At 43.3% G+C, this 12472-nt stretch carries 11 protein-coding genes; 5 read left to right on the top strand and 6 right to left on the bottom strand.

Annotated elements, in window-relative coordinates:
• Positions 1-10: 10 nt before the first annotated feature.
• The 5 genes from grpE to DU53_RS07285 are packed head-to-tail and all read left to right on the top strand — an operon-like array spanning position 11 to position 3926.
• A complete protein-coding gene (gene grpE, locus DU53_RS07265) occupies positions 11-631 on the top strand; it encodes a nucleotide exchange factor GrpE (protein ID WP_015868725.1) in 621 nt (206 codons plus the stop codon).
• A gap of 9 nt (positions 632-640) precedes the next feature.
• Complete coding sequence (gene dnaJ / locus DU53_RS07270) at positions 641-1750, top strand: molecular chaperone DnaJ (RefSeq protein ID WP_015868726.1); 1110 nt, start codon at positions 641-643, stop codon at positions 1748-1750.
• A 4-nt stretch (positions 1751-1754) separates the two neighbouring features.
• Complete coding sequence (locus tag DU53_RS07275) at positions 1755-2615, top strand: YitT family protein (RefSeq protein ID WP_015868727.1); 861 nt, start codon at positions 1755-1757, stop codon at positions 2613-2615.
• A gap of 17 nt (positions 2616-2632) precedes the next feature.
• A complete protein-coding gene (gene tsaB, locus DU53_RS07280; RefSeq protein ID WP_015868728.1) occupies positions 2633-3304 on the top strand; it encodes a tRNA (adenosine(37)-N6)-threonylcarbamoyltransferase complex dimerization subunit type 1 TsaB in 672 nt (223 codons plus the stop codon).
• Complete coding sequence (locus DU53_RS07285; RefSeq protein WP_015868729.1) at positions 3288-3926, top strand: endonuclease III domain-containing protein; 639 nt, start codon at positions 3288-3290, stop codon at positions 3924-3926. Before tsaB ends, DU53_RS07285 begins: the two co-directional genes overlap by 17 nt.
• On the opposite strand, the gene lpdA is transcribed toward DU53_RS07285, so the two are convergent.
• The 6 genes from lpdA to DU53_RS07310 form a co-directional block, all read right to left on the bottom strand.
• A complete protein-coding gene (lpdA, locus tag DU53_RS07290) occupies positions 3917-5269 on the bottom strand; it encodes a dihydrolipoyl dehydrogenase (protein ID WP_015868730.1) in 1353 nt (450 codons plus the stop codon). The two genes, DU53_RS07285 and lpdA, sit on opposite strands and share 10 nt — an antisense overlap.
• A 19-nt stretch (positions 5270-5288) precedes the next feature.
• Positions 5289-6482 (bottom strand): alkaline phosphatase family protein, encoded by a 1194-nt coding sequence (locus DU53_RS07295; RefSeq protein WP_049753302.1) that lies wholly within the window; start codon positions 6480-6482, stop codon positions 5289-5291.
• Between the two features lie 48 nt (positions 6483-6530).
• Entirely contained in the window at positions 6531-6938 is a 408-nt protein-coding gene (locus DU53_RS12520) for an ABC transporter permease subunit (RefSeq protein ID WP_201030025.1), read from the bottom strand.
• Positions 6939-7248: 310 nt separating this feature from the next.
• The gene (locus tag DU53_RS07300; RefSeq protein ID WP_082853878.1) at positions 7249-9300 is read right to left on the bottom strand and encodes a hypothetical protein; all 2052 of its coding nucleotides are present in this window, start codon (positions 9298-9300) and stop codon (positions 7249-7251) included.
• Positions 9300-11045, bottom strand: a complete 1746-nt coding sequence (locus DU53_RS07305) for a DUF4896 domain-containing protein (protein ID WP_015868733.1) — start codon at positions 11043-11045, stop codon at positions 9300-9302. The genes DU53_RS07300 and DU53_RS07305 overlap by 1 nt, the downstream gene beginning before the upstream one ends.
• A gap of 90 nt (positions 11046-11135) precedes the next feature.
• Positions 11136-12326 (bottom strand): maltose ABC transporter substrate-binding protein, encoded by a 1191-nt coding sequence (locus tag DU53_RS07310; RefSeq protein ID WP_063728287.1) that lies wholly within the window; start codon positions 12324-12326, stop codon positions 11136-11138.
• Positions 12327-12472: the final 146 nt, after the last annotated feature.

Below are 12472 nucleotides of genomic sequence, written 5' to 3' on the forward strand. Positions count from 1 at the left end.
AGGTGATAATATGTCAGAAGAAGCCAGAAAGAATTTGAAAAAGAGTGTTGAGAATAAAGGAGAGTTTGAAAAAAAGATAAAGAAGGAAGCCTCGGAAAAGGAAGTTGAAAGGCTTAGGAAAACGCTTGAGGAAAAAGAGAAAGAGATAAAAACATTGAAAGATGATATATCCCGTTTGCGTTCAGAGTTTCACAATTTTAAACTCGCTCTGGAGAGGGAAACCAATCGACTCGTTTTGAAGCAAAAGGAAAATATGATTTTCAAGTTGTTGGATCTGAAGGAAGATTTTGAGAGGGCTATGAATCATTTTAGTGAAGAAGCCAGCCCATTGATTAAGGGTGTTAGGATGATTTACAAGAAGTTGGAAAGTATCCTCAAAGAGGAGGGAGTAGAAGAAATCGTTCCAACGGTTGGCGAGCTTTTCGATCCGTTCAGGGATGAGGTTGCCGAAACCGTTGAATCTGATGTTGTTGAAGATATGTCTATTCTGGAAGTAGCTGAGAAAGGCTATAAATTTTCCGGTAAGATTATAAAACCCCCGCGTGTTATTGTTGCTATGAAGCCCAAAAAAGCTGATAGTAAAAAGGAAAACCCTGAAGACGAGGGAGGAAAAGAGTCGAAGAAACGGTAGGTGATGTAAATGGCTGCTGCGAAAAAGGATTATTATGAGGTTCTGGGTGTGTCCCGTGGGGCATCCCAGGAAGAAATAAAAAAGGCATACAGAAAATTGGTAAAACAATGGCATCCTGATACATACAAAGGTTCCGATAAGAAGTATGCTGAAGAAAAGTTCAAAGAAATTCAGGAGGCTTACGAGGTTCTCATTGATCCACAAAAAAGAGGTATGTACGATCGGTTTGGATATGTTGGAGAACCTTCATACACCGGTTCTGGCCAAACTGCTGGACCGGGTGGAGGCTTTTTTGATGATATTTTCAGTGATTTTCAGGATGTTTTTGATGTTTTCTTCGGAGGTAGCCGTACAAGAAGCAGGAAAGAAAGAACCGCAAGGCCCGTGAAAGGTGACGATATATACGCTAATGTTTCAGTTGATTTGAAGGATGCGATTACCGGTAAGTCTGTCTTTCTGGAGTACGATAGAAAGGTAACGTGTAATGCCTGTAATGGTACCGGAGCCGAAGGCGGAACGAGTTTCCGCACGTGTCCGCGCTGCGGTGGTAGCGGTATGATTACGGAAGAACATCGTTCACTCTTTGGAATATTCAGTAATACTCATACCTGTGAGGTATGTAATGGTACTGGAAGGATAGTAGACCAACGTTGTAGCACCTGTGGTGGTTCAGGATACACTCGAGAAAAGCACAGAGTGAAGATAAACATACCACCCGGGGTTGAAGATAGAGCCACAATAAGAATCAGCGGCCATGGTCATGCAGGAAAGAATGGAGGACCGAACGGTGACCTTTACGTGACCGTTCGTGTTAAGATGCCTCCGGAGTTCAAGCGAAGCGGGAATGATCTTTTGTACAGCGTTGAGATAGATTACACTCAGGCGGCACTCGGTACAACAGTTCAAATACCCCTTCCAGAGGGTGGAACAGAGAATCTAAGAATACCTGCCGGTACAAATCCCGGAACGATTTTCCGCCTCAAGGGTTTTGGAGCCCCCTCCGTTACAAGCGGAAAAAGAGGAGATATAATAGTGACCGTTAAGGTTTCTATTCCCAAACCATCTCGAAAAGAGAAAAAGCTGCTTGAAGAAATAGCAAAACTGAAAGGGCTCGGGTGAAAAGATGAACAGTAGAAAGGTAATTCTCGATTATACACTTGTAACGCTCGGTTCTCTTTTAACGGCGATTGCGCTGGTTTCTTTCATGATACCCAACAATATTATAGCGGGCGGGGTTAGCGGCCTCGCCATAATTTTTTACCGCCTTTTTGGTTGGTGGGTTGGGGTACAGATGTTTGTATACAACGCTGTGTTGTTTGTTCTCGCTTTTGCTTTGCTCGGTATAGGTTTTGGAATAAAATCCATATACTCGGCAATAATGCTTTCTTTTCTCGTAGACTTTCTGCAACAGCTCAATTTTCCGGTATTTCAGGCTTCTACCGTTCAGGATGGTGGTCTCCTTGTTGCGATATATGGTGGTGTCATTGCGGGTGTTGGAATGGGATTGGTTCTCTGGCGTGGTGCGTCAACTGGTGGTACGGATATAATCGCTATGATCTTGAACAAGTATTTTCATATAAGTACGGGTTCAGGATTGCTTATTGCCGATACGTTGATAACCATATTTGCCATAATTGTGTTTGGCCCTATTGTGGCTATGTACGGAATTATAACGATTTTCACCACCAGTAAAACCATTGACGGTTTGATAGAAGGTGTTGGGAACACGAGGACGGCTTTCATAATAAGCGAGCGTCATGAAGATATAAAGAAGAAAATCCTGAGGGACATGGAGCGTGGGGTAACGCTTATCCATGCCGAGGGTGGTTTTACAGGTGTTAAGAGACCGGTTATCATGGTATCCATCAGGCGTCGTGAAATCGGGCAGCTCAGAAGGATTATAAGAGAGATCGATCCGAAGTCCTTTACGATAATAGTGAATAACGCGGAGGTTTTTGGAGAAGGATTTAAGAACATCAATTAAAACATTGAGGTGAGGCGATGAAGTATCTTTCCATAGACAGTTCGTCGAGACGATTGTTGTTGCTTGGAGTTAATGAAGATAAAACCATGGGGGTTACGCTTCATAATGTTGGAAGACATGGCACTTATCTCGCTCCGGCCGTAAAGGATCTGCTTGAATATCTTCAGATGTCGGTAAAGGAGCTGGATTTTATCGGTTGCGGTATAGGACCGGGTTCTTTAACAGGCCTGAGAGTGGGGATTTCCACCGTTAAAGGTCTTGCGTATCCCTTCGATATTCCCGTGATTTCCTTCTGTTCTTTGGATCTTCTTGCATACAATAACTATTTGAGCAGTGCTGTGGTTATGAGGCGGGGAAGAGAAGGGTATTATTACTGGCGAAAATATAGGTTTGAAGGTTATAAACCTGTTCCGGTGGAAGAGCCCGGATTCGATAGTGTAGATAAGCTGAAAAGCGGGATTCTTACGAAAAACGAAGTGTTGATATTCGAAAACGAACAGGAGAAAGAACAGTTCGAGGGGTATGACTCATTGATTGCCCTTCCACCTTCTCCCGAGATAATGAAGCAAATCATTGTGAAAGCCTTCGAAGCAGGAGAAACCATTGATGTGAGAGAACTAAAACCATATTACCTTCAAAAATCTGTTGCTGAATTGAACTGGGAGAGAAAGCATGGGAAATCGACTTGAGGAGATTTACTGCCTCCTTTATGATGTTTATGGCCCGCAGGGTTGGTGGCCTGCGGATACTCAGTTTGAAGTGATAGTGGGAGCAGTGCTGACGCAGAATGTAGCGTGGAAGAATGTGGAACGTGCAATTGAAAATTTGAAGAACGCTGATGCTTTAGAGCCTGAGAAATTAATCGGGTTAGAAAAGGAGAAACTTGCCCTTTTGATAAAACCAACCGGTTTTTATAATGCCAAAAGCGAAACGCTTTTGAGAGTAACAAAGGCGTATCTTTCTGAGCGTTGGGAAGATCTATCCACGAAAGAACTGCGAAAGAGGCTTCTCAAGATAAAGGGAATCGGTAAGGAAACTGCCGACTCGATTATTCTTTATGCTTTCGATAGGGCGATATTCGTTGTGGACAAATACACCGTACGTTTCGTCACTCGACTGGGTATAACCACTCATGAGACGTATGATGAAGTTCAAAGAATCTTTCATGAACAGCTTAAACCCGATGTTGAGCTTTATAAGGAATATCACGCTCTTATAGTGGAACATGCAAAAAAATACTGTAAAAAACAGCCGGACTGTGCCGGCTGCTTTATAGGTGACTGTAAATTCAGAAAGGAATCTCAGATATGAATGGGATTTCCCTCAAGACCCTCCGCTGCATCACGAATAATTTCTGACAGGGTTGGATGGGGGTGAATGGATTTCAGTAATTCTTCTACCGTGAGCTGTTCGTTTATTACCACAACACCTTCCATAAGAAGTTCAACGGCATTAGGACCGACAATAGTTATTCCGACGATTTTGTGATCACTCTTGTTTGCTATCAATTTTACGAAACCGTCGCGTTCTGCCAGTATGTTAGCTCTGGGGTTGGCGCTCATGGGAAAGAGGAATTTGTCGTAGTCATCACTCAAACCATCTTCTGTTTCTTTGATACCAGTGGAACCAATTTCCGGTTCACAGAATATTACTGCAGGAACAGTTTCACTATAATAGTCGTAGTCTTTTCCTGAAAGTTTTTCTGCGAGAGCGATGCCTTCAGCACTGGCAACGTGGGCGAGCATGATGGCCCCTCTTACGTCTCCTATCGCGTAAACGTTTGGCCATTTTGTTTCAAAATCTTTATTTGTAGTGATTTTGCCGTTTTCCACCAGTTCAGTGTCTTCCAATCCCTCCGGATAGACTGGTGCCCTGCCTATGGCAACGAGAACCTTTTCGGTTTCGAGCTGTTCGCCGTCAGAAAGGGCTGTCAGGAATCCATTATCGAGCTTTTCTATTTTTTCTACCGCTACACCCGTTTTTACTTTCACACCGCGTTTTTTAAGGGATTTTTCAAGTACTATGGAAGCGTCAATGTCTTCGAAAGGGATTATGCGTGGCTGCAGTTCAACAAGAATGACCTTTGTTCCAAAAGCATTGAATATAGTGGCCATTTCTACTCCGATGTAACCAGCTCCTATTATGAGAATACTTTCCGGAAATTCGGACATGGAAAAGACCTCATTGGAGGTCCAGATGCCTTCAACGGCAAGGGTTTTGGGGATTTTTGGCTTCGATCCTGTTGCGAGGACGATCTTTTCTGTATCGAGTATTTCATTTGCGTTTTCAAGGTAAAAGCTGCCGTTTTTGTAGACCACGTTGTCTTTTATTATTTCCACGCCGTATTTTTTCAGGAGGGTTTCTGTTCCCTTCCTTGACATGAGGATAGAACGGTTCATATGTTTCATAACGGTCTTTAAGTCTATGTCAACCTGTGCTAACACACCGAGTCTTTTTCCTTTTTCCTTGATATCTGAATAGAGCTTTGCGACAGTAAGAAGGGCTTTCGTTGGAATGCAGCCAACATTCGTACACGTACCTCCGAATTCTTTTCTTTCAACTATCGCAACTTTCTTTCCTCTCTGTGACAGCCTTATCGCACAGTCACTGCCGCCAGGGCCTCCACCAACAACAATAACATCATACTTTGGCAACGTTTATCCCTCCCATCAATCACTTTCGCAAAAAAATCAAAGGAACGAACATCTCGTCATCCGTTAATCCACCATGTCTGCCCTTCATGGAATGTTCCTGACCGGTGTATTTAAAACAAAAGGCATAATCATCACGAGGAATTACGATAAGTTCCCCTACTCTTGATTTTAGGTCTTTTTTAAGATGGCCGCCGAATAGATTCAGTTCTTCGGCATCTTCGAGGTTCAACACCATGAGTTGTTCGTTCCAATTATTGAGTATAACCGATTTCAGCTCTTCAGGGTAGTGGGTGTATAGGTACATGGCTCTGTGTTCACCCCCTGGAAGGGCGTAAAGGTAGTCGTAGATCTTTTCTCTTTTCGTCCACCATATCTCTTTTTCCCATGGTGTTTCTATCTGTCCGTGATCTGCAACAATGAAAAAAGCGGTTTTTTTGCTGCGTAGTTTTCCGAAAAAATCATCCAGTGCACGTAAGAGCCAATAGGATTCTTCCATATAAGCTTCAGACTTTGGACCATAACGGTGTCCGTAGGAATCTATCAGTCCCCAATAAACGTATGTGAGGCTTTTCTTTGGCCCTGAGGAGATGATGTGATGTACTTCCTCGATCATATCCCCAAGACCGTAGACACCTTTTATGTGGGCATCAATGCTGTGCATTCTCGATAGTCCCGTGTTTACAAAGCTTTTGGATGTTATATGGTAACCGGTTATGCCTGCTTCATGGAGTTGTTGGAAAATTGTTGGCAACGGCAGGAATTTCATGGGGTCAAACCCCACCTTTGTCAGTCCATCGCGTTCCTGGGCCATTGGTGTGAGTTCTATCATGTTAGAAAGCCCACCGAATTCTTTGAGATATAGAGTGTATCCAAGCATTCCGTGCTGTGCAGGGGGAACGCCTGTGAAAAAGCTTGTGAGTGCCGCTGTTGTAGTGGAAGGGAAAACCGATGTCATTTTCTTCAAGGTATCCGGCTTTATATGTTCAAAGCCGCCTTTTCCAAGCAGTTTTAGGACAGCATTATAGCTGAGAGCGTCGATGATGAAGATGATGATTTTGTCTATGCCCTTGAGATTAATATCTTCAAGTGCGAGTGGAAAAGGCTCAAAAGGAGGTTCGACGCCGAAATGCTGCAGTATGGCTGAAGAAAAGTTTGGAATGGTTTTTTTGTTGCTGTAATCTGGCAGTACCAGTTTTTTCTCTAACAAGCTCATCACCTCAAGAAAAAGGAGCATGGATTTCCCATGCTCCATATTGCTTGCTTAACCTTTCACGGCACCTTTTGTTAGGCCACCAACGATGTAGTCCTGAAGGATAAGGAAAAAGGTTACCATCGGAATTGCACCTATGAGAGCAGCGGCAGTGAATGGACCCCAGCTTGTTTCAAAACGTCCAGAGAATTGTTGCAATCCGACAGCGTACGTCCATTTGTTTATATCCTGCAGGAGAATTCTGGCCATTATGAACTCGTTGAATATTCCCATGAACGTCAATATGGCTATAACAGCGAGTATGGGTCGTGCCAAAGGAATTACTATCTTCCAGAAGGTCTGGAGTCTTGTTGCGCCATCAATCATAGCTGACTCCTCAAGAGAGTCTGGAATGGTATCGAAGTAACCTTTGATCAACCACGTGTTGAAAGCGATCCCTCCAGAATATACGAATATCAAACCACCAAGCTATCCAGGCCAAGCCATGATACATAATTGCCCATGAATTGCAACAGGGCATAGACGGCGACCATGAACATTATTGATGGGAACATCTGTATCAAGAGCAAAAACAGAAGCCCCTGGGATCTACCCGGGAACCGCATCCTGCTGAAAGGATAGGCGGCGAGGGCCGCAACCGTGACACTTATCAAGGATACCATGAGTGCTACAAGAACAGAATTCCCTATCCAGCGAACGAAATAGAAGTAGGTAGTCTCTTTTTGCGCCCATATCTGATTGACCCTGAAGAGAGCTTTGTCAAGAGCTTTCAGCTTGTGGCTGTACTGTGCTGCATAGTTTGCCGGATAATCCAGAAGATCCGAAACAAGGCGAGAAGCCTCTGGTATCTGGCGTTGAATATCTGGAAGCTTTTATTGTAGGAATCGACCATGTTTGTGAAGGTTTCCAGGGTTATCTGGGTACCAAGGAAGCGTAGGTGGATATAATCGTAAATCTTGCTTTCAAGATTTTCTTTCATCTTCGAAAGTGTTGTTATGGCGGAAGATAGTACCCTGGACCCTTCAAGAGCTTCCTGATAAGCCCGCTGGAAATCTTCATACCAGGTATAAGCACGGTATCTCAGGTTCTTTTTCTTGTCAAAATAGGTTTCGATGATATCGGCAGCATTCTCAAAGTATGTGGCTGCGTCATCTATGCTGTTTATAGGTTTGTTTGCTAGTTTTTTGACAAAACCAAGCTCTATTCCTTGTTTGCAGTTTTCAAGTTTTTGAAGTGCAGTCAAGTAGCCTTCCTGAAGTTCTGAGATCTTCTGCTGCAATACGCCGCTTTCTTTGGAGAGAGTTATCAAATTATTCTTCATTGCCATTACTTTTTCGTTTATTTCTTTGGCTTCATTCAGTGTAAATATGAGATCTGGAAGAGCACGCTCAATATTTGCTCTGCTCACTTCGAATATATCGATAGCTCTCTTGACATCCGGATCGTCCGAAAATGCGGAGATTTTGGTTTCGTTGCTTAAGAACCAGTTCAATTCTGTGTACAGGTCAGCTACACCAGCGTAAAGAGTAGAATCTTTAAGGTTTAATTTTTCTATACTATCTTTCACTGTTTCGACCCGGGAGTAAAGCTCCCGGAGTTTCTCGAAAAAGTCGGAGAGAGTTGAACTGGGGGATTCCGGTGCGGTTTCTTTAAGTGACTTTTCAATGGTGGTTCTGAGTATTTTTAATCTTTCCGCTTCAGGGACGATTATGGGTGTAACGGTTTCTAATGCATCTTCGATTTCTTTTATTGCCAATTCGTCTTTTTCCAGTGTTTTTTCTATTGCACTTTTTTTTGCAGCAATTTCATCGAGTCTTTGAGTGGTTTCTTCATACTCGACAAATCTTGGCCCGAGTGCCTTTTCTTTTAAGTCAAGGAGTCCATTTACCAGAGCATTGTGGGCTTCAGCAAAGTCATCCCACAGAGAATTCGCAGCTTTGAAGCTGTTGTACATGGCTTTTCTTGTTGCGTTTATTATGTTTGCTCTTTCTTCAGGTATTTCTTTTTCCAGGGTTCGCAGATATTTGTTGATAACCTTGAACCATTCTGTTTTTCTCCAGCTCGAATATTCAACACCCTTTTCACTCAGATATTTTTCTGTTCTTTTCAAACTTTCGATGACAAGAGGCTTTTCATCAAAGTTTTCTGTCTCGAGAAGGGTTAAAAGTTCGTCTCTTTTGTTGAGAATTTCGCCGTAGGTTTTCTTTAGTTCTTCAGCGAGTGTTAGAACTTCCTTACCGTATTCGCCGGAATTGCTCACATAGAACAGGTATTTGTCTTTGATCGATGGTTTCGTTTTGTTTAGGATGTTTCCCAGGGCGTAGAGATAAAGTTCGGAATTCTTGTCGAGCTTCAACTCGAGTAATCTTTGCTCTACCAATTCGAGATCATCTTTTCTTATTGCGTTTATTGTGGAAATAGCTTCTGACAGGCCGGAGTTATTGAGTTCTTCGCTCAGAGAGGAGAAGCTATCATCTATTGTGGAGACCAATCCTTCTGATTCAGCCATCAATTTATCGAATTTGTTCATATATCTTTCGACGGTACTTATAATTTTTTCCTCGGATTTATCACGAAATCTTCCAAGGAGATATGTTGCTTCCTGGACATCCAGGATGAGTCTGGGAATGCTTCTTTCAGGAAAGAGCAGGTTTCTGTAATGTTGCAAAGTGATACGGGATGAAAATAGTTTTGGAGAAAACGCGGCCTGGTCTCTTCGAATGGAGGTGCTTATCAGCCATACCATGGGGAACAGCACGATTGCAACAATAATCACCAGAATTATATGTCTCAACCAGTAATTTTTCTTTTCTACGGCCATTATCTGCTCACCTCTTCGAATGCGCCTGAAAGTTTGAAATTCAACCAGCTGAAACTACCTACTATGATGAATATCAGGATAGAGATAGCGCTGGCGAAACCAAAGTCCTGGCCCCTACCTTCGAAAGCGAGTTTGTAGGTATAGGATATCAGGATGTCGGTAGCACCGGCTGGGGTAGAGCTTCCTGGAATCGCGGGACCGCCACCGGTCAATAGGTATATACCAACGAAGTTATTGAAGTTAAAGGAAAAACTTCCAACGAGCAAGGGGGCAACAGATACCATCAACAATGGAAAGGTTATTTTCCAGAAGCGTTGTCTTCCATTTGCTCCGTCGATAGCGGCAGCTTCGTAAAGCTCGCCGGGAATGCTCTGTAAGGCGCCGAGAGATACGGTCATCATGTAAGGGAATCCAAGCCATGTGTTGACGATTAGAACGGCGGCCTTCGCCCAGAGAGGATCACTAAGCCATTTGATAGGTTTTTCAGCGCCAAACAATCCCTGAACTATGAAACGGTTTATTATTCCGTAGGTTTCGTTAAACATGCCGTTTTTCCACACAAGAACGGATATAAAAGCTGGAATCGCCCACGGAATTATGAGAAGTGTTCTGTATATCTTTTTCCCTTTCATGCCTGGATCGTTCAGTACCAAAGCAAGTGCCAATCCTATTGTAAATGTGAACAGAACGCTCAAAGCAGCCCATGTGAATGTCCAGGTGAATACTTGAAGGAAGGGTTTGTTTATCCTTGGATCCTTTATCATCTTTATAAAGTTGGAGAACCCAACATTAGATACGTATCCATCGACGATGTATTGTTGCCCGTTTTCATCTATATCGTAAAAATAACCGTCCTTTTCTACGAGTGTCTTCCCTGTTTGTTTGTTGTAAACGACATCTTTCTGCACAGCTCTTCCATTCTCAAGGATGGTGATGGTTTTCAGCCCGTATTTTCTTTCAGTTGTTGCGAAGTTCCTGTAGAGCGTCATTGGATTTAGCCTGACCTGTAAACCTTCAGGGTTGGAAAACTCTGCGCCCTTCAGCCAGACACCACGGATATCCCTTAGATAGAAGGGGGCGTTTGGTTTGGTCGTTTCATCTTTAGGAGAGTAGAAATACAGATATTTCTTTCCGGAATCAGTTGTTATCGAAATGATCTGGTCTGTGGCAGAGCGTACAAGCCTATATAAAGTACCGTCAATGGAGGCCAGATTCCTTTCGACAATAAACATTTTCCCTCTTGCTTGAAGAATATTTCCTTCGCTGTCTTTCTGGATTGAAACGGGTCGAGGGGCAATGTATTGTTTACCGGTTTCGGTATCGGTAAAAAGAATCACAAAGTCGTCTGTAGGGCGGTAGTCTTTTAGGTTCACGAAGATGGAAAAATCATATTCTTTTGGATTTTCAGGAGTATAAAAATACTCGGTTAGAAGCTTTTGTACCACCTGTTGACGGGTAAACAAATGACCTGTTCCGAAATTTGTGAAGGCCGTTCTCAGCGTGTAGTACATTGGATAGATGGTTAGAATGAATAACAGTATCATCGCAGGGATCATGTATCGATAGGGATAAGCTTTGGGATTTAAGACAACAAAATCAATTGCCACCGTTAAAATGGCCATTATGATACCAAGACCGTAATTTCCACTCGATAGGAGAACCATTATGCTCCAGACCGCGAAAGAATTAAAAACAGCTAAGATCAACAGGATAAGAACAAACCCAACGAGTTTTTTTCCGCTCACCGCGATTACCTCCAGAGTTAAGTCAACTTTTTAGACAAACGCGGGGTGTATAGAACACCCCGCTAGTCAATAAGCAAATACAGAAGATAATTATTCCTCAATGGCAGTTTTTATCTTTTCAACCGCTGAATTAAGAGCGTTTTCTATGGTATCCTGACCGTTGATGATTATGCTGAGGGCATCTCCCATGGCTCCCCAGACGGATGCCATCTCAGGAACGTTGGGCATCGGTGTTCCAACAGAAGCGCTCTTGGAGAACTGAAGAACGTCGTAGAGTTCAGGGCCAGCGTCTTTGGCTACATAGTCAAAAACATCGGATCTTGCCGTTCCTCTTCTTTCGCCGAGGAACATGCCAAGCTGTCCCTGGAAGCTGCCGATGTAGTTAACGGCAAATTCAATAGCCTCAAGTTTATTCCTGGACTTGGCGTTGATCATGAAACCCTGAACACCGACGAATGGTTTCGGAGTAACACCGGGTTCGAGTTCGATATCGCTGAACGGAATGATGCCATAATCGATACCGGCATCTCTGTACCACGGAGTTGCCCATGGACCATTGATAATGAAAGCGGCAAGGCCATCTTTAAAGAGGGAATCCATAAGGTTGTAGTTAGCACCCTGTGGAATGAGCCCTTCATCGAACCATTTCTTGATAAGAGATGCACCCTTTATGGCGCCTTCATTGTTGAGTCCGATGTCGTTAACATCGAGACCATTTTCTGTTTCCTTGAAGATGTACCCACCGTAACCAGCGATGAATGGGAAGGAGAAGTAGAAGTTTCCGGCGTCGTAAACAAAGCCAACGATTTCGTCGTCGGAAATTTCCTTGGCCATTTCTTCGAGTTCAGCGATGGTTGTTGGTACTTCTTCAACAAGGTCCTTGTTGTAAATTATACCGATGGATTCGATTGTGTAAGGAACGCCGTAGAGTTTTCCGCCGTAGCTGAAAGCGCTGAGAGCAACGGGATAGTATTTATCGGCATCTGGTAAATATGGAATGGGTTCGAGAAGCCCATTCTTTGCGAGTTCCCCTACCCAGTCATGAGCACCAACGATAATATCTGGACCTTCACCAGCAGGAGCAGCTGTGAGGAATTTGGATTTGATGTCACCAAAGTTAACCTGCTGGATCTCAACTTTAATACCATAGTCTTTTTCGAAATCTGCAGCTAATTTCTGAAGTGCAGGGATCTGATTTTCGGAGGACCAAATCACGATCTTAGCACTGAGCACTGTAACCAGAACAAGTACAATAAAAAGAACAAGAGAGAGCTTTCTCATTCTCTTTGACCCCCTTTACTCATAGTTTGGGCATATCGCCACAAACCAATTCTATCAGTTTTACTTCAAAACAGATTAGGTTGAGAGTACATAGCTATTTCCAATTATCTGGCGTTAACGACGTTCAGAATTGATTAACGGTTGTT

It is taken from the genome of Kosmotoga sp. DU53, assembly GCF_001639905.1.
In the GTDB taxonomy this organism is placed as follows: domain Bacteria; phylum Thermotogota; class Thermotogae; order Petrotogales; family Kosmotogaceae; genus Kosmotoga; species Kosmotoga olearia.